At 68.5% G+C, this 24,244-nt stretch carries 24 protein-coding genes; 7 read left to right on the top strand and 17 right to left on the bottom strand.

Annotated elements, in window-relative coordinates:
* Positions 1-219 precede the first annotated feature (219 nt).
* From purB to BS329_RS05910, 4 genes are all read right to left on the bottom strand, one after another.
* Positions 220-1,650: an adenylosuccinate lyase gene (gene purB / locus BS329_RS05895; RefSeq protein ID WP_076156254.1), complete on the bottom strand. Its 1,431-nt coding sequence runs from the start codon at positions 1,648-1,650 to the stop codon at positions 220-222.
* 107 nt (positions 1,651-1,757) lie between these two features.
* Positions 1,758-2,351: a TetR/AcrR family transcriptional regulator gene (locus tag BS329_RS05900; protein WP_076156256.1), complete on the bottom strand. Its 594-nt coding sequence runs from the start codon at positions 2,349-2,351 to the stop codon at positions 1,758-1,760.
* 24 nt (positions 2,352-2,375) lie between these two features.
* Positions 2,376-3,074 carry a hypothetical protein gene (locus tag BS329_RS05905; protein ID WP_076156258.1) on the bottom strand — a complete coding sequence of 233 codons (699 nt, stop codon included), beginning with the start codon at positions 3,072-3,074 and terminating at the stop codon, positions 2,376-2,378.
* Positions 3,061-3,579, bottom strand: a complete 519-nt coding sequence (locus BS329_RS05910) for a SigE family RNA polymerase sigma factor (RefSeq protein WP_076156259.1) — start codon at positions 3,577-3,579, stop codon at positions 3,061-3,063. The genes BS329_RS05905 and BS329_RS05910 overlap by 14 nt, the downstream gene beginning before the upstream one ends.
* A 135-nt stretch (positions 3,580-3,714) precedes the next feature.
* On the opposite strand from BS329_RS05910, the gene BS329_RS05915 reads away from it, so the two are divergent.
* From BS329_RS05915 to BS329_RS05925, 3 genes are all read left to right on the top strand, one after another.
* Positions 3,715-4,731, top strand: a complete 1,017-nt coding sequence (locus BS329_RS05915) for a threonine aldolase family protein (RefSeq protein WP_076156261.1) — start codon at positions 3,715-3,717, stop codon at positions 4,729-4,731.
* A gap of 2 nt (positions 4,732-4,733) precedes the next feature.
* A complete protein-coding gene (locus tag BS329_RS05920) occupies positions 4,734-5,312 on the top strand; it encodes an HAD family hydrolase (protein ID WP_076156263.1) in 579 nt (192 codons plus the stop codon).
* A gap of 103 nt (positions 5,313-5,415) precedes the next feature.
* Positions 5,416-6,243 carry an SAM-dependent methyltransferase gene (locus tag BS329_RS05925; RefSeq protein ID WP_076156264.1) on the top strand — a complete coding sequence of 276 codons (828 nt, stop codon included), beginning with the start codon at positions 5,416-5,418 and terminating at the stop codon, positions 6,241-6,243.
* Between the two features lie 3 nt (positions 6,244-6,246).
* On the opposite strand, the gene BS329_RS05930 is transcribed toward BS329_RS05925, so the two are convergent.
* From BS329_RS05930 to BS329_RS05940, 3 genes are all read right to left on the bottom strand, one after another.
* Entirely contained in the window at positions 6,247-6,429 is a 183-nt protein-coding gene (locus BS329_RS05930; RefSeq protein WP_076156266.1) for a hypothetical protein, read from the bottom strand.
* An 85-nt stretch (positions 6,430-6,514) separates the two neighbouring features.
* Positions 6,515-7,702, bottom strand: coding sequence for a pyridoxal phosphate-dependent aminotransferase (locus BS329_RS05935; RefSeq protein WP_076156268.1), 1,188 nt, complete (start codon positions 7,700-7,702; stop codon positions 6,515-6,517).
* 9 nt (positions 7,703-7,711) lie between these two features.
* The gene (locus BS329_RS05940) at positions 7,712-8,614 is read right to left on the bottom strand and encodes a TetR/AcrR family transcriptional regulator C-terminal domain-containing protein (protein ID WP_076156270.1); all 903 of its coding nucleotides are present in this window, start codon (positions 8,612-8,614) and stop codon (positions 7,712-7,714) included.
* A 160-nt stretch (positions 8,615-8,774) separates the two neighbouring features.
* Here BS329_RS05940 and BS329_RS05945 point away from each other — a divergent pair, with 160 nt between their 5' ends.
* Positions 8,775-9,959, top strand: coding sequence for an FAD-dependent monooxygenase (locus BS329_RS05945; RefSeq protein WP_076156271.1), 1,185 nt, complete (start codon positions 8,775-8,777; stop codon positions 9,957-9,959).
* Between the two features lie 101 nt (positions 9,960-10,060).
* On the opposite strand, the gene BS329_RS05950 is transcribed toward BS329_RS05945, so the two are convergent.
* From BS329_RS05950 to purD, 7 genes are all read right to left on the bottom strand, one after another.
* Positions 10,061-11,179 (bottom strand): transglycosylase SLT domain-containing protein, encoded by a 1,119-nt coding sequence (locus BS329_RS05950; RefSeq protein ID WP_076156273.1) that lies wholly within the window; start codon positions 11,177-11,179, stop codon positions 10,061-10,063.
* A gap of 45 nt (positions 11,180-11,224) precedes the next feature.
* The gene (locus BS329_RS05955; RefSeq protein ID WP_076156274.1) at positions 11,225-11,542 is read right to left on the bottom strand and encodes a hypothetical protein; all 318 of its coding nucleotides are present in this window, start codon (positions 11,540-11,542) and stop codon (positions 11,225-11,227) included.
* A 197-nt stretch (positions 11,543-11,739) separates the two neighbouring features.
* Entirely contained in the window at positions 11,740-12,510 is a 771-nt protein-coding gene (locus tag BS329_RS05960) for an ESX secretion-associated protein EspG (RefSeq protein WP_076156276.1), read from the bottom strand.
* Positions 12,511-12,514: 4 nt separating this feature from the next.
* Complete coding sequence (locus tag BS329_RS05965; protein ID WP_076156277.1) at positions 12,515-14,194, bottom strand: PPE domain-containing protein; 1,680 nt, start codon at positions 14,192-14,194, stop codon at positions 12,515-12,517.
* A gap of 10 nt (positions 14,195-14,204) precedes the next feature.
* The gene (locus BS329_RS05970; RefSeq protein WP_076156279.1) at positions 14,205-14,789 is read right to left on the bottom strand and encodes a DUF3558 domain-containing protein; all 585 of its coding nucleotides are present in this window, start codon (positions 14,787-14,789) and stop codon (positions 14,205-14,207) included.
* 7 nt (positions 14,790-14,796) lie between these two features.
* Positions 14,797-15,183 (bottom strand): hypothetical protein, encoded by a 387-nt coding sequence (locus tag BS329_RS05975; RefSeq protein ID WP_076156280.1) that lies wholly within the window; start codon positions 15,181-15,183, stop codon positions 14,797-14,799.
* 132 nt (positions 15,184-15,315) lie between these two features.
* Complete coding sequence (gene purD, locus BS329_RS05980; protein ID WP_076156927.1) at positions 15,316-16,578, bottom strand: phosphoribosylamine--glycine ligase; 1,263 nt, start codon at positions 16,576-16,578, stop codon at positions 15,316-15,318.
* Positions 16,579-16,894: 316 nt separating this feature from the next.
* Between purD and BS329_RS05985 the strand changes: the two genes are divergently transcribed.
* Both BS329_RS05985 and BS329_RS05990 read left to right on the top strand, forming a co-directional pair.
* The gene (locus BS329_RS05985; protein ID WP_076156282.1) at positions 16,895-18,013 is read left to right on the top strand and encodes a glycerophosphodiester phosphodiesterase; all 1,119 of its coding nucleotides are present in this window, start codon (positions 16,895-16,897) and stop codon (positions 18,011-18,013) included.
* A gap of 169 nt (positions 18,014-18,182) precedes the next feature.
* On the top strand, positions 18,183-19,721 hold the full coding sequence (locus tag BS329_RS05990; RefSeq protein WP_076156283.1) for an amino acid permease: 1,539 nt from the start codon (positions 18,183-18,185) through the stop codon (positions 19,719-19,721).
* Here the strand turns inward: BS329_RS05990 and BS329_RS05995 are convergent.
* The 3 genes from BS329_RS05995 to BS329_RS06005 form a co-directional block, all read right to left on the bottom strand.
* Positions 19,705-20,925 carry an MFS transporter gene (locus BS329_RS05995; protein ID WP_076156285.1) on the bottom strand — a complete coding sequence of 407 codons (1,221 nt, stop codon included), beginning with the start codon at positions 20,923-20,925 and terminating at the stop codon, positions 19,705-19,707. The two genes, BS329_RS05990 and BS329_RS05995, sit on opposite strands and share 17 nt — an antisense overlap.
* A gap of 82 nt (positions 20,926-21,007) precedes the next feature.
* Complete coding sequence (locus BS329_RS06000; protein ID WP_076156286.1) at positions 21,008-21,943, bottom strand: TIGR03564 family F420-dependent LLM class oxidoreductase; 936 nt, start codon at positions 21,941-21,943, stop codon at positions 21,008-21,010.
* Between the two features lie 147 nt (positions 21,944-22,090).
* The gene (locus BS329_RS06005; RefSeq protein ID WP_076156288.1) at positions 22,091-23,377 is read right to left on the bottom strand and encodes an adenylosuccinate synthase; all 1,287 of its coding nucleotides are present in this window, start codon (positions 23,375-23,377) and stop codon (positions 22,091-22,093) included.
* A gap of 54 nt (positions 23,378-23,431) precedes the next feature.
* Between BS329_RS06005 and BS329_RS06010 the strand changes: the two genes are divergently transcribed.
* A complete protein-coding gene (locus tag BS329_RS06010; protein WP_244197040.1) occupies positions 23,432-24,112 on the top strand; it encodes a hypothetical protein in 681 nt (226 codons plus the stop codon).
* Positions 24,113-24,244: the final 132 nt, after the last annotated feature.

The raw sequence follows: 24,244 nt of genomic DNA on the forward strand, positions 1-24,244 counted from the left end.
GATCGAGTAACTTCGTCTCAGTATTTGATATCGCGCGACCGGGAGCACCCTGCCAGGGCGCCCCTCGTGGACCTGCAGGTCACGGAGGCTTAAGGGCGCCCTGCCATCGTGATCCCGGGGCCTGGCGGCCCAAACGCGCGACTTCAAGGGATCGAGAGACCTTGGTCACCGGAGACCGTGGTCACCGAGGCTCTGGTCACCACGGGGCGGACCCGCTGGTCAGAGAATCGGAGCGGGCGAATACGCCGCGGCCTCCGGGAAGCGCTCCAGAACCGCCTCGACGCGCGACGCGATCGCGGCCACCTGACGCGGTGCCACACCGGTGAACGAGATCCGGTCGGCGAGGAGTTTGTCCAGCTCACCGCGGTCGAGCGGGATGCGCTCGTCGGCGGCGAGCCGGTCGAGGAGGTCGTTCTCCGCCAGCCCCTGCTCCCGCATCGCGAGCGCGACGCCGACGGCGTTCTCCTTGATCGCCTCGTGAGCGGTTTCACGCCCGACCCCCGCGCGGACCGAGGCCATGAGCACCTTGGTGGTCGCGAGGAACGGCAAATAGCGATCGAGCTCACGCGAAATGACCGCCGGGAAGGCCCCGAACTCGGCCAGCACCGTGAGGAAGGTCTCCAGCAGGCCGTCGAGTGCGAAGAACGCGTCGGGCAGCGCGACACGGCGGACGACCGAGTCGGAGACGTCGCCTTCGTTCCACTGGTCGCCGGCGAGTTCGCCGATCATCGACAGGTAGCCGCGCAGCACAACGGCGAGCCCGTTGACCCGCTCGCACGAACGCGTGTTCATCTTGTGCGGCATGGCCGACGAGCCGACCTGGCCGGGTTTGAAGCCCTCGGTGACCAGCTCGTGGCCCGCCATCAGGCGGATCGTCTTCGCCAGACTCGACGGCGCCGCGGCCAGCTGGACCACGGCGGACAGCACGTCGAAGTCGAGCGACCGCGGGTACACCTGGCCGACGCTGGTGAACACCCGCTCGAAGCCGAGGTGGGCCGCGACCCGCGACTCCAGTTCGTCCAAAGTGGACTCGTCGCCGAGCAGGTCGAGCATGTCCTGCGCGGTGCCGACCGGGCCCTTGATGCCGCGCAGCGGATAGCGGCCGATCAGCTCATCGAGCCGTTCGAAGGCGACGAGCAGTTCGTCGGCGGCGGTGGCGAACCGCTTGCCCAGCGTCGTCGCCTGCGCGGCGACGTTGTGCGAGCGGCCCGCCATCACCGTGTCGGAGTGTTCGACCGCGATCGCGGCGAGCCGGGCCAGCACCGCGCCGACGCGGCCGCGGACCAGTTCCAGCGAGCGCCGCACCTGCAGCTGCTCGACGTTCTCGGTGAGGTCGCGGGACGTCATGCCCTTGTGCACGTGCTCGTGCCCGGCGAGCGCGTTGAACTCCTCGATTCGGGCCTTCACGTCATGACGGGTGACCCGCTCGCGGGCGGCGATCGAGTCGAGATCGACCTGCTCCAGCACCCGCTCGTAGTCCGCGACGACCCCTTCGGGAACCGCGACGCCGAGGTCGGCCTGCGCCCGGAGCACGGCGAGCCAGAGCTCGCGCTCCAGCACTACCTTGCGTTCCGGGGACCACAGTTCGACCAGCTCAGGCGAGGCGTAGCGGCCGGCGAGCACGTTGGGGATGCGGGGCTTGTCCGTCACGCGGCCAGCCTAACCGGCCGGGATCGCCCTCCCCGCAAGTCGTCCTCTAGTTGCGGTAGTTGGCGACACGAACTACCGCAACTAGAGGACGAATTGCGGGAGGGGCCTCAGGTGAGGGCGGCCTGAAGCATCCGGGCGGCGGCGGCCCGGGGCTCCGGGTCGACCTCGATCAGCGCGTTGACCACCGCGCCGTCGACCAGGGCGACCAGTCGCTCCAGTTCGGTGGCGTCCACCGGGGTGCCGGAGCGCGCGAAGATCTCGTGGAGCAGTTCGTACAGCTGCGCGGACAGCGTCCGCATCAGGGGCCGAAGATACGGACGGCGGCCTGTCCCCACGAGACGTTCGTAGCGCAGGAGGACCGCTTCGGCGTCAGCCTCGCGATCGGGGCGAAGCGAGCCGAGGAGCATGTCCAGCACCAGGTCGACGGTGGCCTCGACACCACGGTTACGGGTCGCCAGCTCGTCGAGACGGCGCCGCCCGGTCTCCAGCTCCAGTTTCGCGTGATGTTCCACGGCGGCGGTGACGAGCTCTTCGAGCGAGTCGAAGTAATACGTCGTCGAGGCCAGCGGCAATCCCGCGCGTTCGGCCACCGCACGATGACGCACGGCGTCGAAACCGCCCTCGGCCAGCAGCGACGCGGCGGCCTCGATGAGCTCGGCGCGCCGTCGCTCACCCTTCGGCGTTGTCGCTGCGGCTGTCATGACGGGTCATTTTGCCAGGCGCGCTCAGTAGCGGGCCGCGAGCACACCGGCGAACCGGTCGACGTCGGAATCGGGGAACGCGGGCCTGCCCGAGCCGTCACCGAGACTGACCACGACCACCAGCGATCCCTTGGCCGTGGTCCGCCGCGCGCTGGCCGCGCCGGTGGGCGTCACCGGGACGGACGAACCCACCGGGAAGACCGCGGCGGAAACCGTGCCGCCCGGCACCTGGAACCCCGCGGACCTGGCTCCCGTCGTACAGATGTCGCCGGGCGTCGACTTGGCGACATCCACGGGGACCGGGAGCTCGCCAGCGAGGGCGGTGGCGAGCTCCCGATCCACCTGGTCGCACCCGAAGGTGCCTTCGGCCGTCATCTGGCCGGTCTTCTCTGGACCGCCGCCCCCCTGCTGAGGCGGCGGGTTCGAGAAGTTCGAGGACTCCCCGCTGTCCAGAGGACGTGCGGAGGCCGCCCCGGGTTGCCCCGCGGAAGCGGCCTCGTTGTCGGATTTGGCCGAGCCGCCCATGTCGGTTCCGCCGAGCACGCCGAACATGCCCACTCCGGCGAGGACCAAAACCAGTGCACTACAGGCCACGGCGATACCGTTGCGACGCCGTGCGGTGGCGCGGTGGGAGGCGCGGACGACGTCGGCGGTGTCGAAGCTCGGCGACGGCGTGTCACCGGGGGCGTCACGGAACAACGCCTTCAGGTCATTCTCGTCCATCCCGTGCCACCTCCTCCTTCTCCATGACCTGCCTGAGGTTCGTCAGCCCGCGCGCTGTCTGGCTTTTCACGTTTCCTTCGCTACAGCCGAGCGCCTTCGCCGCCGCGCCGACGTCCAGCCCCTCGAAGAACCGCAGCACCAGCACAGCCCGCTGTTTCGGGGGCACTTCGCGCAACGCGGTCAGCAGGTCTTCCCTGGTGACGACCTGTTCGCCGAGGTCGAAGCCGTCCTGCGGCGGTTCGGGCAGCTCTTCGGTCTGCCACTCCCGCCGCCACGGCCGCCTCGACTCGTCGATGGCCGCCCTGACCAGCGTCTTCCGCAGGTAGGCGTCGGTCGCCGCCCGTTCCCTGATCTTCTTCCACCTCCGGTGCAGCGCGACGAACGCCGTCTGCGCGAGGTCGTCCGCGCGATGCCAGTCACCGCAAAGCATGTACGCGGTCCTGCGCACGGAGTCCCGCTTCGCGGCGAAGTACTCCGCGAACTCTTGTTCGTCGCGCTGGTTCACGCGGTTGTTGTCTCCGCTCTTGCCTCGTCGGTGGGTAGGACGGAACCGGGGGCGTCCACGGTTGCATGAGCGGGCGCGGCGGACCAGCCGGGGAGGAGGTTCGTGGCGGGCCGGACGATGTGATGTGATCGTACCGTGACCTCGACGATCGATTTCCGCTCCGACACCGTGACCCGGCCGGACGACGTCATGCGCCAGGCCATGGCGAAAGCCGAGGTCGGCGACAACGTCCTCGACGGCGATCCCACCGTCGGCGCACTGGAACAGCGCGCCGCGAAACTTCTCGGCATGCCCGCCGCGCTCTGGACGCCGACCGGGACCATGGCGAACCTGATCGCGCTGAGCCTCCACCTCCAGCGCGGCGACCGGTTCCTCGCGCCGCGCGGCGCGCACGTGATCACCGACGAACTCGGTTCCGCCGCCTGGCTCGCCGGCGGCATGCCGGAACCGCTGGAGCACGACGCCGGACCCGGACGCCCGAAACCGGAAACCCTTTCGGCCGCGATCGGCCTCCCGCGCGGGCCGTACTACGCGCTGCGCACCCCGCTGCTGTGCCTGGAGAACACGCACAACACGGCAGGCGGCGCGATCACCCCGCCCGAAGAACACGCCCAGCTGGTCGCGGTGGCGAAAGAGGCGGGACTGACCGTGCACCTCGACGGCGCCCGGATCTGGCACGCGGCGGTCGCGCTGGGCATCCCGCCCGCGGCCCTCACCGTCGGCGTCGACACCGTTTCGGCCTGCTTCTCCAAGGGCCTCGGCGCGCCCGTCGGCTCGGTCGTGGCGGGCAGCCCGGAGTTCGTCGAGGAGGCACGGCGGATGCGCCAGATGCTCGGCGGCGGTGTCCGCCAGGCAGGCGTGCTGGCCGCGGCCTGCCTGGTCGCGCTGGACCGCGTCGGCGATCTGGCCGAGACCCACGAGAACGCGACCCGGCTCGCGGCCGGGTTCGCCGAGCACGGCTGGGAGGTCAACACCCCCGAGACCAACATCGTGCAGGTCACCGCGCCCGACCTCGTCGGCAGGCTGGCGTGGCTGGCGCGGCTGGGGATCCGGACGCTGCCCAGCTCGGGCCGGATCCGGTTCGTGGTGCACCGCGACCTGTCGGCGGCCGACATCGAAGAAACCCTTCACCGCGTCAAGACCGGGGGCTGAACATGAACTGGATCGTCTTCGACTACGGCGACGTCATCAGCGAGCACACCGACGCGCTGCCGGCCCTCGCCAAGGCCTTCGACCTCGAACTCGCCGACTTCGAGCCGCACTACTGGGCCGAGCGGGTCCGCTACGACTCGGGCGGCTCGGACCTCGAGTACTGGCAGAGCATCGGCCGCGCGCTGGACGTTCCCGTCGACAAGGCGTTCGCCGAGGAACTGACCCGCGTCGACGTCACCGGCTGGACGCATCTGGAACCGGCGGTGATCGAGCTGCTGGAGGGCCTGCACGAGGCGGGCGCCGCGCTCGCGCTGCTTTCCAACGCGTCGTCGACCTTCGGACGCTGGGTCCGCGAGCAGGAATGGGCGCGCCTGTTCCGCGTGAAGCTCTTTTCCGGCGATCTCGGCTGCCTGAAACCCGACGCGAAGATCTACCGGATCCTGCTCGGCGAACTCGGCGCCGAACCGGCCGACTGCCTGTTCTTCGATGACCGTCAGTCCAATGTGGACGGTGCACGGGCGGTGGGGATGAAGGCGGAACGCTGGCTCGGCGTGGAAACCGCGACAGCGGCACTCGGCTGAACGGGCGGAGAAAGTCACCCTTGTCGTTCGTCCGCTTACGCGCGGTGAATCGGATGTCCTAAGCTGGATTCGTCCCGAAGCGAGTTGTCCACGGTAGGTGCCCATGCCAGGTCAAGACGACCGGCGTCCGTTCGTGCCCGTCGATTTCGACCGGCCGAGTATGGCGCGGGTCTTCGACGCGCTCATGGGCGGCCAGGACAACTACGCGGCCGACAGGGTGGTGCTGCGCCAGATCCTGGACCTCGCGCCGGAAGCACAGGTCATGGCCAAGGAAGTCCGGCACTGGCTGGTCCGGACGGTGCGTTACCTGACCGACCGGGAGCGCATCGACCAGTTCCTCGACCTCGGCTCCGGCTTCCCGACCGTGGACAACACCCACCAGGTCGCGCAGCGGTACAACCCCGAGGCTCGGGTCGTCTACGTCGACCATGATCCGGTGGTGCAGGCGCACGGCCGCGCACTGCTCGCGGCGAACGACTTCGCGCATATGGCGGGTGCCGACCTGACCGAACCGGCCGAGGTCGTCGAGGAACTCGCGCGCACCCACCGGCTGGACTTCGACCGGCCCGTCGGGCTGATCCTGTGCGCGATCATCCACCACGTCCAGGACCTCGACGAGGCGCGGGAAATCGTCCGCACCTATGTCGACGCGCTGGCCCCCGGCTCGTTCGTCGCGCTGCTGCACCAGCACAATCCGGCCGACGGGTCCGAAGCGGCCGACGTCGCGACGTCACTCGAGAAACGTTTCAACGGCACTGGGCTCGACACCCTGTACCGCACACGCGAGGAGATCGAGTCACTCATCAAGGGACTCGACCTCCTCGAACCCGGCCTGACCTATCCGCATCTTTGGTGGCCGGACGGCCCGCGCTTCGCCCCGCTTTCGCCCGTGAACTTCACGTCACTCGGTGGGGTGGCGCGTAAGCCTTAGCCCTCAGCGAAGCTGCTTCGGGGCGCGCTTGCCCTTGATGGCGCCATACGCGGCCGTGCCGAGGAAGACGGCACCGCCGATGACGGCGATCCAAAAGACGGCCTTCACGAGGAAGCCGAGCACGGACCCGAGCACCATGAAGGCCACCCAAGCCAGGATCAGCCCGCCGACGATCTTCCAGAACATGGCATCCTCCGATTGCCTCACCGGGCCCGAGCGGGCCTGGTGAGTCCAGGTTGTCAGGCTGAGCTCGTAATTGCCTTCGTTCTGCCTAACGTTCAGGGTGAATTCCGGGTTCCCCCTGAGCTGTCAGCCAGTCGCCCAGCCGCCGGACCCCCTCGTCGATGTCCTCACGCGAACCGGCGAAGGAGAACCGCACGAACTTGCCGCCGTCGACCGGGTCGAAGTCGATACCGGGCGCGATCGCGACACCGGTGTCGGCCAGGAGGCGCTGGCACCAGCTAAGGCTGTCGTTCGTGTACGCGGAGACGTCGGCGTAGGCATAGAAGGCGCCTTCGGCCGGCGCGAGCTTGTCGATGCCGATGCCGTTGAGACCGGCGAAGAGCGCGTCGCGGTTGGCGCGGTAGCGCTCGACGTGGCTGTCGGCCTCCGCGTACGACTCCTGGGTGAACGCGGCGATCGCGGCGTACTGGGAGACCGCGGGCGGGCAGATGGTGAAGTTACCGGTCAGGACGTCGATCGCGCGGTGCAGCCGCTGGGGCGCGAGCATCCAGCCGAGCCGCCAGCCGGTCATGGCGAAGTACTTGGAGAACGAGCCGAGCACGAGTGCCTCGCTCCCGTACTGCCAGGCGCAGTCGAGTCCGGCGCCGTAGGAGATCCCGTGGTAGATCTCGTCGCTGATCAACTGCACGCCGCGTGACGCGCACCAGCCGCTGATCGCGGCGAGTTCACCCGGTGGCAGGACGGTGCCGGTGGGATTGCCAGGGCTCGCCACGATGAGTCCCTTGACCGGCCCCAGTTCGTCGAGCAGTGCGACGGTCGGCTGAAAGTTCGTCTCGGGTCCGGTGGCGAACTCGACGACCTCGCAGCCGAGCACCTTCAACAGGTTGCGGTAGGCCGGATAGCCCGGTCGTGCCATCGCGACGCGGTCGCCGGCTTCGAAGGCGCTGAGGAAGGACAGCAGGAAGCCTCCGGATGAACCGGTCGTCATGATGACGTCCTGCGGGCTCACGTCGACGGAGTACGTACGTTCGTAGTGGGCCGCCACGGCTTCGCGCAGTTCGGGGATGCCGAGTTGCACGGTGTAGCCGAGGTACTGCTCCTTCAGCGCCCGTTGCGCCGCTTCGAGCACCGGCTGGGGCGCCGGCGCGGACGGCTGACCGGCGACCAGCGCGATCAGGTCGCCGTGGCTGCGCTGCCGTGCCTGCGCGGCCGAAAGGACGTCCATGACGTGGAACGGCGGGACGTCGGAACGTGCGGCGGGGCCAGGGAAGGACATGGGGTGAGGCTAACTCGCCTTCGCCAGCAGAACCGCGTAGCCGTCGAGGAGACGTTGAAGGCCGAATTCGAAGAGCGTGTCGAGGTCGTAGTCGAACGGGGCACGCGAGACGACGCCGGCGAAGTTCGGAAAACGGCCTTCGGAGACCAGGTCCCAGAGGATCGGCTCGTTCTCGGCGAGCCAGGCGTCGGCCGTGACCGCCGTGCCGGATTCGTTCTCCGCCTCGGCCTCGAAGTTGAGGGCGATACCGCGGACGTGGTTGAAGATCGTGATGTGCGCGTACATGATCGTCGACGCCGGGAGGCCGTGGCCGTCAAGGGCGCGGGTGGCCCAGTCGGCATGGCGCAGCAGGTTCGGCAGCGGCTGCGGGCGAGTGATCGAGAGCGCCTGCGCGAGCCAGGGGTGCCGCCGGAACAAGGCCCACTGGGCTCTGGCCATCAGCTCCAGCTGTGCCCGCCAGCCGGATGGCGGTTCGGGCGGGAAGCGGATTTCGCCGAGCGCGACGTCCGCCATCTCGAGAATGAGCTCTTCTTTCGCGGTGACATGGCGATAAAGCGCCATCGTCGCCACGCCGAGACCGGACGCGACGCGGCGCATGGACAGCGCGCGGATGCCCTCGGCGTCGGCGATCCGGATCGCGGCCTTCACCACCCGCTCGCGTGACAGCTCCGCCTCGGTCCTCGGCGCGACTTTCCGGGCGCGGCCCGCGACGACCGTTCCGGCGCCGGGTTTGGCGACGACCAGGCCCTCCCGTTTGAGGGTGGCGAGCACCTTCGTCGCGGTCGCCATCGCGACCCCCCATTCCGCGATGATCCGGCGCGTCGACGGGACCTTGTCCCCTTCGCGCAGCTCACCGGCGACGATCCGGCGGCGGATCTCGGCGGCGATCCGCAGATAGGGCGGATCGGTCATGGTCGACTCCCTGCCCTAGTGCGCTTTGCCGTCGTTTCCGGCCTGATACGGCTGACCGCACTAGTACGCCTCGAATTTTCTGCCGCTTTTCCTGGGGTTCCCGTGGATCGGTCATACGTTGTACGCAGTGCTTCAAAACAGCGTACACAGGGGAGTTCACATGCAGAAGGTGCTGGTCTCGGGCGCGGGGATCGCCGGGACGACGCTGGCCTACTGGCTGCGGCGGCACGGGTTCGCGCCGACCGTCGTCGAGCGGGCGACGACACCACGCGTCGGCGGGCACGCCGTCGACATCCGCGGCACGGCGCTCGGCGTCGTCGAGCGGATGGGGGTACTCGGGCGCCTTCGGGATCTCCGGACGGACATGCGAGGGATGTCGTTCGTGAACGGGGCCGGGAAGACCCTGGTGAAGGTCACCGACCACACGCTGACCGGAGGGCTCACCGAGAGCGAAGACGTCGAAATCCTGCGGGACGACCTCACGGACACGCTGGCGTCGGTGGCTCAGGAGGGCGTCGAGTACGTCTACGGCGACTGGATCACCGGGATCACGCAGCGGGCCGACGGTGTCCGGGTCACCTTCGCCAACGGCGAAGCACGGGACTTCGCCCTCGTGATCGGCGCGGACGGGCAGCACTCGGCCGTGCGCTCGCTGGTTTTCGGGGCCGAGAAACAGTTTTCGCATCACCTGGACACCTACCTGGCGGTGTTCACCGTGCCGAACTTCCTCGGCCTGGACCGCTGGCAGACCTTCCACCTGACGCCGGGGAAACTGGCCGGTCTCTACAGCGCGCGGCAGAACACGGAGGCCAGGGCGATGCTCGGCTTCCAGTCACCGGAACTCGATTTCGACCGCCATGACCTCGAGCAGCAACGGAAAGTCATCGCCGACCGATTCCTCGGCCAGGGCTGGGAAGTGCCGCGGCTAATCCGGGAAATGGAGACGAGCGAGCTGTACTTCGACTCGATGACCCAGATTCGGATGGACCGGTTCACCGATGGCCGGGTCGCGCTCGTCGGAGACGCCGGATACGGCCCTTCACCACTTTCGGGACAGGGCACCAGCTTGGCGCTCGTCGGGGCTTACGTGCTGGCCGGTTCGCTCGCCGTCCATCAGGATCACCGCGCGGCTTTTTCCTCTTACGAAGGGGAAATCCGGTCTTTCGTGCTTCAGAACCAGAAGCTGGCTTCGCTGAATCAGCGGAAGCAGACCCGGTTCGCGCAGTGGAAGCAGATCCAGTCGATGCGGGTGCTGCCTTGTCTGCCGTTCCGCTCGCGGGTGATGAAGGCGGCGATGCGGCCGTTGACCGACGCTTCGAACGCGTTGGTGCTGAAGGATTACTGACGGACGCCGCGAGGCTACTTCTTCGGCCGAGCATGTTCCAGGTTCGTGAAGACATCCTTGAGGGACCAGGTCCCTCAAGGAGGCCTTCACGAACTTCGGCGCTAGTAGCCCTGGTACCCGCCACCACCGGCCATGGACTTCAGGCCAGGGTGCCCCTCGAACCCGCCGTACCGCGAGAACGTGTACCGCACGCCCGCGATGATGTTGTCGATCGGGTTGTAGATGTCGTCGTGCCCAGGAAGCTTGTGCGCGTTGAAGGTCGGGTCGATGCACTGCATCAGCCCCTTGGACGGGGTGCCCTTCGCCGCGTTGGAATCCCAGTTGTTGATGGCGTTGGGATTCCCGCCGGACTCCTTCTCGATGATCGTCCAGATCTTGTTGATGTCCGCCTCGGTCACCGGGATACCGGCCGCTTGCAGGATCTTGATGGCTTCCTGGATCCACTGCTGGACGTTGCCCGGCGGCGTCGTCGACGGCGGACCACCACTCGGCCCGAGGCCGCCGCCCCCACCGCCACCGCCGCCTCCTCCACCGCCGCCACCACCGCCGGTGTGGAGACCGCCGGTGCGCTTGGGGACGGAGCCGTCCTTGCCGGGCATCGGGACCTTGGAGTAACCGCCGCCCTCCACGTCCTTCTTCATCAAGTCTTGGGACTTTTTGATCAGTCCATCCGCCTGGGTCAGCAGTCCGCCGATGGATTCGACGGCTCCGCTCGCCGTCTTCAGGTTGGCGGCGTTGGCCGCCGTGATGATCTGGTCGGCGCTCGGATTCGGCGGCTGCACCTTTTTGTCCGGATTCGCGGCGTCAGCGGCCTGCTGACGAGCGGCCGCGACCTTCGGGGTCTCCGTGTCGATGCACTTCTGGATCGTGTCGTGCGCCGTCTTGTTGGCGTCCTCGATCTTGCCCTTGATATCGCTCAGCTGGACCTGGAGTTCGCCCAGGTCCTTGCTGATCTCTTCCAGATGTCCTTTGACGCGATCCCCGGCAGAGGTGATCTGCTTCACGTAGTCGAAAAAGGCGTCAGCCGCGGGCCCTTTCCAGACGCCACCGTTCAACGCGTCGGTCGATGATTTCAGCGAAGCGCTGTGGTCACCGGCCTGTGTCGCGGCCGCGTGGAATTGATCCGCGGCCTTCTGAATGGCTTCCGGCTTGATGCCTTCGACCTGCTTCGCTTTCTCGGTGACCTGCGGCCAGTTCGGCGGGAAATCAATATCGCCCATAACGCCCCCAAGGAATCAGGCCCCCCAGGGCCGTCTTACGCGTGCTCACTGCTTGCCGTGCTCGTGCAGCTTGAGATTGTCGACGTGCACGGCTTCGGTCTCCTGGATCAGCCCGGCGGCCTTGCGCAGCACGAAGGCGGTCGCCTCCATCAGCTTCCCCGCGGAATCGAACTCGTTGTGCACGCCGTCCTTGAACGAGCCGACGGCGCCGTGGACGTCACCCGAACCGCCCATCGTGCCGAACGGGCTTTCCTTCTCGTCGTCGACGCCGGTGACCTGCTTCTTGGACTTCTCGAACTCGTCCTTGAGCTTCTCCACCTGACCGGCGGCGATCCCCATCGACTCCGGGTCGTACACAGGCACGGTTCGTCATCCCCTTCAGCGCAACACGGAAAACTTGTGTCCGTCCGATCAGACGCTCCGACGATCAGGACGGTTCCCGCGCATACTGTAAGACCTCGACAGCGGGCCGTGTGCGCTTCCACGCCGACTTCCACCCCGCCGATGTCGACTTCGCGAAAAGGCCGAATCGGGGCGAACCTCATCAAGCCGGGCGTGCCTCAGAAGTCGGAGACTTCCCGGATCCGCGTCGCCAGCAGCTGGTTGTCCGCCGGGGTGATGGTCGCCCAGTCCCGCCCGTCCCGGTTCCGCGCCACCTGGAACAGGTACCGCCCCGCGTCCGTGTCGTAGAAGGCGACCACGCTGTCCGCGCGGCGAGGGCGGCCGTCGCGGCCCGCGCGTTCGACGCCGAACTGGCCGCGGGCCTCCTGGCCGAGCAGCATGCCCGCCACTTCCTGGGCCTGCCAAAGGGGAACGTCCAGGTCTTCCAGCGCGGTGACCATCGCTTTCGCGTCGCCGCGGGCGGCGGCGTCGGCGTCGCGGAGGAGGTCGTGCGGGATGCTGATCGACTGGCCGACGCCGGGGCCGAGATCGCCCGCGACCGAGACGGCGGCCTCGGCGAGGGAGCTTTCGCGGGCGGGGATCAGCCACAGCTGGCCTGAGTCGATGACGCCGAGCAACGCCTGGTTGCCGACGCTGACGGCCTGGCCCTTGATCTCGCGGTCGGTCCACACCCAGACGTCGATCGCGACCCGGGGATGCGCGAACAGGTTCAGCATGTCGACCAGCTCGCCCGACGCCTGATGCCCCCGCGCGAGGCCTCGCTCGCGCAGGGACTCCCAGGCCTCTTCGATCAGTGCCGCCCGCTCCGTATGGGTCGTTCCGGGGCTCGGCACATCGAGTGCGGCATGGCGGCGGGGCAGCCGTTCGGCTTCCCACAGCATTTCGAACTCGAGTGCGGACAGCACCAGGCTGCCGTTGTCGTTCGGCACAGGTTCAGCGCGTTTCGGAATTGCCGTGGTCACCGATGACGTCGGGCGACACCATGCGCTCGTCGGTGAACAAATCCTTGTCGTCGACGCCGTAGCGGCGGATGTGCTCCGCGTCCTCTTCGACGTCCTGGGTGGCCGCGCGCTCCATGAACTTCGACTCGGCCTTCGGCTGCTTCGCGCCGATCTTCTCCGAGCGCCGCATGACCTCCTCTTCGGGAAGTTCGCCGATCGGCAGCTGACGGGTCGGCTTCACGCCACCGCCTTCCTGACGGGGACGGCGGTCACGTTCCTTGTCACCGCTCAGCGCACCGCCCGCGACACCGGCGCCGAGTGCGGCGGCACCGGCTCCAAGATCGCCGGCGGCCGGGCCGGTGATCTTCGGGACGGCCGGGAAGCCGCGGCCGGACTCGTTTCCGGCGGCCAGCGGCGCCTGCGGCCCGGTGCCGACCGTGCGCCCCTTGCCGAGAGCTTGGTCGCCTCCAGCCTGTCCACCGCCGACGCCACTGAAGACGCCGGGGCCCGAGCTGGAGCCGGGGCCCTTGCCCAGAGCGCCGTCGACACCCGGGCCGGTGCCGAACGACTTGCCGACCGGCTGCGCCGACGTGGTGCTGTTGCTCGGCGGCAGGCTCCCGGTGGACTGGCCGGGCGGGACGTTCGCGGAGCCCGGCGGCAGGTTCGGCGCACCCGGCGGGACGAACGGCGGGGAGCCGGGCGAGCCGGTGATCGGGTACGACGGCCTGCCCTGTTCGGGCCGCGGAGCGGGCCGGTTCGGCGTCACCCAGCCGCTGCCTGGTGCGGGCACCGGCCGCGAGGTGCCGGACGGCGTGGTCTGGGCGGAAGCCGCGGGAACCGTGGCACCGCCGTGAGGCGCCGAGGAGCTGGTCTTCCGGGCCGGAGCGCCACCGCCGAGGGCGACACCGTAAGCGGGAGTGGGCGCGTCGTAGGACGGCGACTTCGGGTTGCTGACGGGCTGCACGACCGGCGGCACGTACTTCGACTCGACGGCGGCCGACGCGGGGCGCACGCTGCCGTCCGGGGTCAGGTCGGTGGCCGTGCCCGCGAGGTCGAGCGTGCCGGAACCGCCGCCTGTACCGGCCGCGGTCGTGTTCTGGGTCAGGTTCATCGCCTGCGGGTCGGCGAGCGTGTCGGTCGTCAGCAGGTTCTCGCCGCTCGTCTTGGCGTAGTCGTTCAACGCCTCCTGCGCCTGCGCCCGCGCGTTGTTCGCGGCGCCGACGCTCTTGGCGTGGTCGGTCTCGAACCCGATGAGGCTCAGCACGACGTCGCCGAGGGTCAACCCGCCCGCGCCTTTCCTGACCACTTCCGGGTCGGGGAGCTTGTGCAGCGTCCGGTTGAAGGCCTCACCCTGCGCGAAGATCATCTCCGCGGAGTGCGAGACCTTCGAGTTCGCGTCCTGGGAGAAGCCCGCCTGCTCGGTGAACACCTCGCCGGCGGCGCCACCCGCCTCGCTCTGCCATTCCACGCCGAGCCTGCCCAGCTCGTCACGCAGCGTCTTGTCGGTGTCGGCGAGCGCGGACGCGACGGACTTCAGCGCGTCGACGGCGGTGCCGATGCTGCCGGTGCCGTCGCCGCTGCGGAAGCGTTCGATTTCGGTCGCGATCCCGGTGTCGGTGTAGCCCTCGAACCGAAGATCGCGGAGCCTGCCCGCGAGGTCGGAAACGTTCACGGCGCCCTCCCTAATTGCGTGCTTTCAAGGTCTGCAAAGCCAGATCGGCCGTCTGCGCGGACATCTCGCACAGCTGCGGCCTGGTGAACGCGCCGGCGGTGACGGTGATGGCCCGCACCGCCAGTGTCTGCCCTCGTGCGACACCGACGAGCGTTTCGCAATCACTCGGCGTCCCGGCGTCGCGGTAGTTGGTGACGGCGGGAAACCCGCCGACCGCTTTCGGTTCGGTCGTCATGCTGTTCTTGCGGCGCTTACCGGTGAGCCACTCGTCCACGTCCGCGGTGATCGTGCGGACGTGGAAGGTGTGGAAGGGCTCCACGGCGTCCGCGTCCAGGACACAGGTCGGGCCGTCGATCGGTTCCGCGGCCGCGCGCGGTTTGCTGTTGATCTTGAGCTGGTCGAGCTGCGGAGTGGTGACCAGGGCACACGGATCGACACCCTGAAGACTCAGTTCGGCGGGCCTGGCAGGCAGCGCGGACGCCTTGGCGCCCTGCGTGGCCGAAGCCAGCGCCGGTTCGTCGGGAAACGCCTGTCCGCCCGTGTCCGTGGCACATCCGGCCAGCGCGAGGGTGAGCACTCCGCCGGATACCAGCACACGCGGCCTACGCCCGGTGTACACCACGGTCCCCGAACGCGGCCGCCTTGTCGGCGTCGCTGGTCTTGTACTCCTTGGCCGCCGTGCGGAGTTGCCCGACCAGTCCCCGCAGCCCGGCGATGTACGCCTTGACCTGCGCGGCATACGACGTGTCGCCGTCGGCCACCAGCTCGTTCCAGACGCTGGTCGCGTGCACGCTCACGGTGTCGTTGGCCGGAGTGTCGATCCGCAGCTGGTCGAGCCGCGTCAGGAGCTTGTCCTGCAGCGCGTCGACCTGCTGCTCGACGATCTTCGCCACTTCGAGCAGCTTCGACGGATCGACCCGGATATCGGCCACCGACGGCGGAAACGGGACCGCCGACGCGAGGTCCCCGACCTTGCTCGATGCTGACATTCCCCACCCCTTAGAAGTACGCACGGTGACCGTTCGCCCTGCCGAGGCTACCAACGCCGATGTATCGGTTGCCTGAGTTTGCAGGAAATACCGGGTTTGACGCACTGGGCACCGGGACGGTTCCGTCCGGATTCACGGGACAGGGGTGGCGATCTCTCCCTTGGCGGCGAGCAGGGCGATGTCGGTGCGGTGGTGCGAGCCGGCCAGATGGACCTTCTCGACCGTCGCGTAGGCGTCCTTGCGGGCGGCCTTCAGGTTCTTGCCGGTGCCGACGACCGACAGCACGCGGCCGCCGGAGGAGACCACGGCGCCGTCGTCACGGCGGCGGGTCCCGGCGTGGAGCACGCCTTCGATCTCGCCACCGGTGATGACGTCACCGGTCCTCGGCTTGCCGGGGTAGCCGTCCGCGGCGAGCACGACGGTGACCGCCGCGCCCGAATCCCAGTCCAGCGGCGGCAGGTCGGCGAGCTTGCCGGTCGCCGTCGCGTGCAGGACCTGGCCCAGCGGGCTGCGCAGCAGCGCCAGGACGACCTGGGTCTCCGGGTCACCGAAGCGGCAGTTGAACTCGATGACCTGCGGGCCTTCGGAGGTCAGCGCGAGACCTGCGTAGAGCAGGCCGGAGAAGGTGGCGCCGCGGTTGTCGAGTTCGTCGACAACGGGCTGGACGATGCGGGCGACGACGTCGTCGACCAGGTTTTTCGGTGCCCACGGCAGCGGCGCGTACGCACCCATGCCGCCGGTGTTCGGGCCCGCGTCGCCGTCGCCGACCCGCTTGAAGTCCTGCGCGGGCAGCATCGGGACGACCGTGCGGCCGTCGACGAAGCAGAAGAGAGAGGCCTCCGGTCCGTCCAAAAAGGACTCCAGGAGCACCGGGTGGCCGCCGTCGAGCAGCATCAGGGCGTGCTTGCGCGCGACGTCGACGTCCGTGGTGACCACGACGCCCTTGCCCGCGGCGAGGCCGTCGTCCTTGACCACCCAGGTGGGGCCGAAGCGGCCGAGCGCGGCGTCGAGGCGGGCCGGGTTGTCGACCACCTCGCAGTGCGCCGTCGGCACCTTCGCGGCCGCCATGACGTCCTTCGCGAACGCCTTCGAACCCTCGATCCGGGCCGCGGACGCGGATGGGCCGAAGCAGGCGATGCCCACCTTGCGGACCGCGTCGGCGACACCTGCCACCAGCGGGACCTCGGGACCGACCACCACCAGGTCCGCCTGCCACTGCTTGGCCAGGGCGGAGACCGATTCGGGGTCGGCCGCGTCGACGCCGAGCTGCTCGGCCACCGAGGAGGTGCCGGCGTTGCCCGGGGCACAGGCCAGCGCGGTGACGGAAGGGTCTTCCGCGACCGCGAGGACAAGTGCATGCTCACGGGCGCCGGACCCGATTACCAGTACGCGCACGACGCACAGGGTAACCGGGCCGGAGACGCCCTGTCGGCGGAGCCACGTGAAACCCGCCCCGGCCGGAGGCCCCGCTATCGTGGCGATGCGGCACCATAGCTTCTGACCTGCGAAAACACAACTTGTCCCCGCGACGCGATCGCGGTCGCGGGGCACGATCACCACAGCCACGAAGACGTCGCCGTCCTCGTGCGGGTGGTTCCATCCGGCGTTCACCCGGCGGTCAGCACCCAGCCGGTCCGTCTTCGCCGGCCGGACGCCTCCTGCGTCAAGGGTGGCGCGGTACCCGCGTTCGAGTCGAAAGAGGTTACCCACCATGCGAAAGCGCCTGGGCGTGCTCGCCCTGTCCGGTCTCGCCGTCCTCAGTGTCACAGGACTGGCCGGCGCCGCCGAGACGGGTGCCCAAGAGGTGTCGGCACAGGCCAGGGGTCACGATGGGCCGGTGATCGTCGGACACCGCGGTGCCCCCGGCTACCGCCCGGAGCACACGCTCGCGTCGTATGAGCTCGCCTACCGTCAGGGCGTCGACTGGGTCGACGTCGACCTGGTGCCCACGAAGGACGGCCAGCTGGTCGCCCGGCACGAGAACGAGATCGGCGGGACCACCGACGTCGCGAAGCACCCCGAGTTCGCGAACCGGAAGACGACCAAGGTCATCGACGGCGCGTCGTTCACCGGGTGGTTCACCGAGGACTTCACGCTCGCCGAGCTGAAGACCCTGCGCGCGACCGAGCGGATCCCGCAGCTGCGGCCGAACAACAGGCTCTACGACGGCCGCTACCCGATCGCCACCTACCAGGAGGTGCTCGACCTGACGCGCCGGCTGGGCCGCGAACTGCGCCGTGAGCTGGGGACCTACCCGGAGATCAAGCACTCGACCTACTTCTCCTCGATCAAGAACCCGACCGAGCCGAAGCTGGTCGAGGTGCTCAAGCGCAACGGGCTCAACCACCCAAAGGCGCCGGTGATCATCCAGTCGTTCGAGGTGTCGAACCTGATCGCGCTTTCGCGGCAGGTGCGGGTGCCGCTGTTGCAGCTGACCTCGGCGACCGGCGCTCCGGCCGACTTCGTCGCGAAGGGCGACCCGCGGACGTACGCCGACCTCGTCACGCCGGTGGGCCTGAAGGAGATCTCGAAGTACGCGGACTACCTGGGTCCGGAGAAGGCACAGGTCATCCCGGTGGTGAACGGTGCGCTGGGGCAGCCGACGAAGCTGGTCGCCGACGCGCACAAGGCCGGGCTGAAGGTCGGGCCGTACACGTTCCGCAACGAGAACAACTTCCTCCCGCAGAACCTGCGCTCGTCGGCGAACCTCGCCGAGTGGGGCAACGCGTTCGCCGAGCAGGAGGCGTTCCTCAAAGCGGGTGTCGACGGGTACTTCGCCGACCACCCGGACACCGCGCTGGAGGCCGTGAAGGCGTTCCGGGGGCGCTGAGTCTCGCTTCGCGCGTGTTATGAACGGACCTTTCATAACAGATTTTGTTATGAAAGGTCCGTTCATAACATCGGGTAGTTCTTGACGGAACCTTGACATGCGCAGGTCGGCGGGCCTAATTTCGGCGGATCTCAATGGTCTGTCCGCATACCTTTTAAGTGGGTGCCCGATGGATGTCTCGGCCAAGCAGGCCGCCGAACCCGCCGACGAAGACAGTGCCCGGCTCCACCAACTCGGTTACGCGCAGGAACTCCGGCGCACGATGTCGACCTTCTCCAACTTCGCCGTCTCCTTCACGATCATCTCGATCCTCTCCGGCTGCCTGACCCTCTACGGGTTCGGCATGAAGACCGGCGGTCCCGCCGCGATGATCTGGGGCTGGCCGCTGGTGGGCCTGTTCGTCATCCTCGTCGGGCTGGGCATGGCCGAGGTCTGCTCCAGTTATCCGACCGCGGGCGGGCTCTACTACTGGGCGGCGAAGCTCGCCCCGCGCAACGGCGCGGCCTGGGCGTGGTTCACCGGCTGGTTCAACCTCATCGGGCAGATCGCGGTCACCGCGGGCATCGACTTCGGCGCGGCCCTGTTCCTCAACGCCTTCCTCGACCTGCAATTCGGCTTCGAGGCGACGCCGGGCCACACGATCCTGCTGCTGGCGATCATCCTGGTGGTCCACGGCTTGCTGAACACCTTCGGCGTGAAGATCGTGGCGCTGCTGAACACCGTCAGCGTGTGGTGGCATCTCGCGGGTGTGCTGGTCATCGTCGGGGTGCTGATCATCGTGCCCGAGAAGCATCAGGACGCGTCCTTCGTCTTCAGCGAGTTCGTGAACAACACCGGCTGGGCTTCACCGGTCTACGTCTTCTTACTGGGCCTGCTGCTCGCGCAGTACACACTCACCGGATACGACGCCTCGGCCCATATGACCGAGGAGACCAAGAACGCGGCGAAGGCCGGGCCGCGCGGGATCATCAACTCCATCCTGGTGTCCCTGGTCGCCGGGTGGGTCCTGCTGATCGGCCTCACCTTCGCCATCCAGGACTACGAGGGTGCCGCCGGCTCCGAGACCGGGGTGCCGCCCGCGCAGATCTTCATCGACGCGACCGGCGCGACGACCGGCAAGTTCCTGCTGCTGATCTGCATCGGCGCGCAGCTGTTCTGCGGCATGGCTTCGGTGACGGCGAACTCGCGGATGATCTACGCGTTCGCCCGTGACGGCGCGATCCCGGGGTCGAAGTTCTGGCACCGCATCAACAAGCGCACCCAGACGCCGACCAACGCGGTGTGGCTGGCCGCGGGTGGCGCGCTCCTGCTCGCTCTGCCGTACCTGTGGAGCGTGACCGCCTACGCGGCGGTGACCTCGATCGCCACCGTCGGGCTCTATGTCGCTTACGTGATCCCGGTGTTCCTGCGGGTACGCAAGGGCGACGACTTCGAGCCCGGACCGTGGACCCTCGGCAAGTGGGCCAAGCCGATCGGCATCGTCGCGACGGTGTGGGTGTGCTTCATCTTCGTGCTGTTCATGCTCCCGCAGGGCTCGCCGATCACCATCGACAGTTTCAACTACACGCCGATCGCCTTCCTCGTCGTACTCGGTGGTGCGGCGGTGTGGTGGTTCGTATCGGCCCGCAAGTGGTTCACCGGCCCGAAGGTGCAGGGTTCGGAAGAGGAACTCGCCGCCGTGGAAAAGGAACTCAAGGAGCTGGGGTAGCGGCGGCCTCCCGGGCGCGGCCGACACGGACTCCGGTCACGGCGGCCGCGCCCAGCGCACCGACCGCGGCGAAGGCGTAGAAGCCCCACGGGTACGCGATCCCGGCGGTCAGCAGCGCGCCGCCGAGGATCGGGCCGCAGATCGCGCCGACCCGGCCGATCCCCGCCGCCCAACCGATTCCGGTGGCGCGTTGCCAATCCGGGTACGTCTTGCCGATGTAGGCGTACACGAGGACCTGCGCGCTGAAGACGAATCCGCCGGTGAGGAACACGGCCACGTACAGCCCGGCCGCGGGCAGTTTCACGCTCAGCAGGGCCAGGAACACCGCCGCCCCGAGGAACCAGAAGATCACCGCCGGCCGCACGCCGACCTTGTCCGCCACCCGGCCCGCGACGAGCAGGCCGACGACACCGCCGAGGTTCAGCGTGAGCAGCAGTCCGAGCGCCGCGCCGAGCGGATACCCGGCCTGGCGCATGATCTCCGGCAGCCAGGTGTTGAGCCCGTAGACCAGCAGCAGTCCCATGAACGACGTCACCCAGAACGCGATGGTGGCACGCAGGAGGCCGCCGCGGAACAGCCCGCCGACGACGTCCGCCGCCGACTTGTCCTGTGTCTCCCGCACCCGCTCGAAGGACTCGGATTCGGGCAGGTACTTGATCATCAACGGGATCAGGACGAGCGCGGGCAGCGCGCCCGCGACGAACATCGCGCGCCAGCCGAGCGGCTGGATCAGCCAGATGCCCAACAGCGCCGTGAGCACCGCGCCGACGTGGTAGCCGGTCATCACCGTGGTGGTCGCGCTGCCACCCTTTCCCTTGCGGGCGTACTCGGTGACCAGCGCGATCGCGGTCGGGAGACAGCCGCCAAGGCCGAGCCCGGCGAGGAAACGGAACAACCCGAAGAAGAACGCCGAGGGCGCGATCGCGCACAACGCGGTGCACACCGAGAAGGCGGCGACCGCGATGATCAGCGCCTTCCGGCGGCCGATGACGTCGGTGATCGTGCCGATCGCCATCGCGCCGATCATCATGCCGATCAGGCCGAACGTCGAGATCACCGACGCGGTGCCGGGTGTCAGCCCCCAGACGTGGTCACGGAGCAGCGCGGGCAGCACCGTGCCCAGGACGACCAGGTCGAATCCGTCGAGCAGCACCGCCGCCCAGGCGAGCGGTACCACCCACGAACGGGCCGTGGCAGGGGACATGGGAACCTCCAGCTATGTTCGCTATGCGCACGAGTATGCACAATCCGAACGCTGTGAGCAAGGCCACGGGTCCCCGGACTGGCTAGCGCTTCACGAGATCTCCCAAGACGCGCCAGGTGCGGAGCCGCTCTTCGGAGTTCCGGATGCCGCTCTGGGTCGCCACGACCTCGGTCGCCCCCGCGTCGAAGTACCGGCGGATTTCGGCGGCGACGGTCTCTTCGTCCCCGGCGATCACCAGCTCCCCGGCGGAATCCACGCCCTGGGCGTCGAAGATCGCGCGGTAGGAGGGGATGTCGCGGAAGAACGCGTACTGCCGGTCGACGAGGGCGCGGACGGCGTCCGGCTCGTCGGTCACGACCACCGGCACCATCGCGATGATCCGCAGCGCCGGGCGACCGGTGGCGGCCTTGGAGATCTCCGGGACGATCAGGTTCGACAGCGCCGTCGGCCCGGCGAGGAACGGGATCGTGCCGTCGGCGAGTTCACCGGTGACGCGCAGTGCCTGCCGTCCCATCGCGGCGACGATCAGCGGGATGTCCGAGGATCCGGCGACCTTCACCGAGGCCGCGAAACCCTTGGCGTGCGCGCTGACCGTCTCGCCATCGAAGTCGATTTCGCCGCCGTCGAACACCTGCCGGAGGATCGTCAGGTGCTCGCGCAGGTGCTTGACCGGCGGCGGGTATTCGATGCCGTACGCCGGTTCGAGCCAGTTCTTCGCGCCGGTTCCGAGGCCGAGGACGAACCGGCCCCCGGTGGCGGCCTGCGCCGTCTGCGCGAGACCGGTGATCAGCAGCGGATGCCGCGGGTAGATCGGGACGACGCCGGTCCCGACGGTGATCCCCGGTACGGCGCGGCCCGCGAGGGCGGCGACGGTGATGGCGTCGTGCTCCATCTGCTGGGAGAACCAGGCCGACGTCAGTCCCGCTTCGGCGGCCTGACCGGTCTGCGTGATGAGTTCGTCGACGATGTTGACGGTGTTCGCGGTGTCCCCGGACGGGAGTGCCACTCCGATGGTCATGTCCAACGCCAACCACGGTGCCGAAAGGATATTTCACCGTTCACGGACTGGGATCACGCGCGCGGTTTCCCGCGGGTGCCGCGTCGCGAAAGCCACTTTCGGGACATCTGATGTCCTGAAAGTGGCTTTCGCGACACCCGGGACCCGTCAGACGAACTCGTGTCGCACGATCGTCTGTTCCCGTCCCGGGCCGACACCGATCGCCGAGATCCGGGCGCCCGAAAGCTCCTCGAGCCGCTCGACGTACGCCCGCGCGTTCGCCGGAAGCTCCTGGAAGGTGCGGCAGCCGGAGATGTCCTCGAACCAGCCCGGCAGCTCTTCGTAGATCGGCAGCGCGTGGTGCACGTCGGTCTGCGTCATCGGCATGTCGTAGGTGCGGAAGCCGTCGACCTCGTAGCCGACGCACACCGGCACCTTCTCCAGCCCGGACAGCACGTCCAGTTTGGTGAGGAAGTAGTCGGTGATGCCGTTGACCCGCACCGCGTAGCGCGCGATGACCGCGTCGAACCAGCCGGTGCGCCGCGAGCGGCCGGTGGTGACGCCGAACTCGCCGCCCTGTTTGCGCAGGTACTCGCCGGACTCGTCGTCCAGCTCGGTCGGGAACGGACCGGAGCCGACGCGGGTCGTGTAGGCCTTGAGGATGCCCAGCACGGTGGTGATCTTGCCGGGGCCGATACCCGAACCCGCGCTCGCGCCGCCGGACGTCGGGTTCGACGACGTCACGAACGGATAGGTGCCGTGGTCGACGTCGAGCAGGGTGCCCTGCGAGCCTTCAAGCAGCACGGTCTCGCCGCGTTCGAGGGCCTGGTTGAGCTGGAGGCGGGTGTCGGCGATGCGGTGCGCGAACTTCTCGCCCGCGGCCAGCACCTCGTCGGCGACCTGGTCGGCGTCGAGGGCCTTGCGGTTGTAGACCTTGACCAGCACCTGGTTCTTGAACTCCAGTGCCGACTCGACCTTCTGCCGGAAGATCTTCTCGTCGAGCAGGTCCTGCACGCGGACGCCGACGCGGGCGATCTTGTCCTGGTAGCAGGGGCCGATGCCGCGGCCGGTGGTGCCGATCTTGCGGCTGCCGAGGTAACGCTCGGTGACCTTATCGATCTCCACGTGGTACGGCATGATCAAATGCGCGTCGGCGGAGATCAGCAATTTGCTGGTGTCGACGTCGCGTTCCTCCAGCCCGGCGAGCTCTTCGAGCAGCACGCCCGGGTCGATCACGACGCCGTTGCCGATGACGTTGGTGACGCCCGGCGTGAGGATCCCGGACGGGATCAGGTGGAGGGCGAAGTTCTGCCCGTCGGGAAGGACTACGGTGTGGCCCGCGTTGTTACCGCCTTGGTAACGCACGATCCACTGGACGCGGTCGCCGAGCAGGTCGGTGGCCTTGCCCTTGCCCTCGTCCCCCCATTGGGCCCCGATCAGCACGATGGCCGGCATGTGACACTCCAGGTGTTCGGCGACTGGTGGTTTGGCGCTGGTAAATGCCGGTGCATGAGCGTAACGGAGGGCCTTCGGGTGCGCGGAATAGTGGTGGTCTGTCCGGAGGGCGAGCCCACTCTCCCGGAGATCGACGACGTCGAAATGGTGCGCGTCCCGAGCCGTCCCGGCAAGGCGGATATCGACCCCTTGCTGGGGGAACACGATCATCTGGTGGTCGCGGGCACCGACGCGGATCTGGCGGCCGTCGCGCTTCGACTGTTGCGAAAAGAACAGCTCACCGGCGTGTCGCTCGGGTTCGTGCCGTCTTCGCCGGACTCCGACGTCGCCCGTATCTGGAGCCTGCCGACCCAGCCGCTGCGTGCGCTCGCGCTCGCGCTGCGTGGCGAGGTGGACCCGGTGCCGCTGATCCGCGACGACACCGGCGGCGTGCTCGTCGGCCGCGGCGTGGTCGGCATGGTGCGCGGGGTGGCCTACTGCGACGAGCACACCGTCCTGCGCGGGCCCGCGCGCTCGATCGAGGTCGAACCGGACGCGAGCGGGCCGGGACTGATGGTCCGGGTGACCAAGGGGACGCTGTTCAAGCGGCCTTCGACGCAGTACGCGCGGGCGTTCCAGCTCGGCTGCATCCCGACCCGGCCGAGCAGCGACGGCGTCGTTCATCCGCGCGCGATGAGCCGGTGGACCTGGTACCGGCACACCGAGGACCTCCGACTGGTCCGGGGGCTGGTGTAACCCGTTCGGCCCAGAACCATCCGCTGGACTTTCCGGATCTTTTCGGCGGACGTACCCCCGGATCCCGCCTGCTCGTGACACCCTCTGTTCACGAATGGCCTCCCACGGCGTCACCCGATGGTGTTGCCTGAC

Source organism: Amycolatopsis coloradensis, from assembly GCF_001953865.1.
Classification (GTDB): domain Bacteria; phylum Actinomycetota; class Actinomycetes; order Mycobacteriales; family Pseudonocardiaceae; genus Amycolatopsis; species Amycolatopsis coloradensis.

Excerpts from the sequence above, each read along its gene's own strand:
- BS329_RS05900 (WP_076156256.1), bottom strand. The coding sequence starts at position 2,351 with ATGACAGCCGCAGCGACAACGCCGAAGGGTGAGCGACGGCGCGCCGAG.
- BS329_RS05905 (WP_076156258.1), bottom strand. The coding sequence starts at position 3,074 with ATGGACGAGAATGACCTGAAGGCGTTGTTCCGTGACGCCCCCGGTGAC.
- BS329_RS05920 (WP_076156263.1), top strand. The coding sequence starts at position 4,734 with ATGAACTGGATCGTCTTCGACTACGGCGACGTCATCAGCGAGCACACC.
- BS329_RS05925 (WP_076156264.1), top strand. The coding sequence starts at position 5,416 with ATGCCAGGTCAAGACGACCGGCGTCCGTTCGTGCCCGTCGATTTCGAC.
- BS329_RS05930 (WP_076156266.1), bottom strand. The coding sequence starts at position 6,429 with ATGTTCTGGAAGATCGTCGGCGGGCTGATCCTGGCTTGGGTGGCCTTC.
- BS329_RS05935 (WP_076156268.1), bottom strand. The coding sequence starts at position 7,702 with ATGTCCTTCCCTGGCCCCGCCGCACGTTCCGACGTCCCGCCGTTCCAC.
- BS329_RS05940 (WP_076156270.1), bottom strand. The coding sequence starts at position 8,614 with ATGACCGATCCGCCCTATCTGCGGATCGCCGCCGAGATCCGCCGCCGG.
- BS329_RS05945 (WP_076156271.1), top strand. The coding sequence starts at position 8,775 with ATGCAGAAGGTGCTGGTCTCGGGCGCGGGGATCGCCGGGACGACGCTG.
- BS329_RS05950 (WP_076156273.1), bottom strand. The coding sequence starts at position 11,179 with ATGGGCGATATTGATTTCCCGCCGAACTGGCCGCAGGTCACCGAGAAA.
- BS329_RS05975 (WP_076156280.1), bottom strand. The coding sequence starts at position 15,183 with ATGTCAGCATCGAGCAAGGTCGGGGACCTCGCGTCGGCGGTCCCGTTT.
- BS329_RS05985 (WP_076156282.1), top strand. The coding sequence starts at position 16,895 with ATGCGAAAGCGCCTGGGCGTGCTCGCCCTGTCCGGTCTCGCCGTCCTC.
- BS329_RS05990 (WP_076156283.1), top strand. The coding sequence starts at position 18,183 with ATGGATGTCTCGGCCAAGCAGGCCGCCGAACCCGCCGACGAAGACAGT.
- BS329_RS05995 (WP_076156285.1), bottom strand. The coding sequence starts at position 20,925 with ATGTCCCCTGCCACGGCCCGTTCGTGGGTGGTACCGCTCGCCTGGGCG.
- BS329_RS06000 (WP_076156286.1), bottom strand. The coding sequence starts at position 21,943 with ATGACCATCGGAGTGGCACTCCCGTCCGGGGACACCGCGAACACCGTC.
- BS329_RS06005 (WP_076156288.1), bottom strand. The coding sequence starts at position 23,377 with ATGCCGGCCATCGTGCTGATCGGGGCCCAATGGGGGGACGAGGGCAAG.
- BS329_RS06010 (WP_244197040.1), top strand. The coding sequence starts at position 23,432 with ATGAGCGTAACGGAGGGCCTTCGGGTGCGCGGAATAGTGGTGGTCTGT.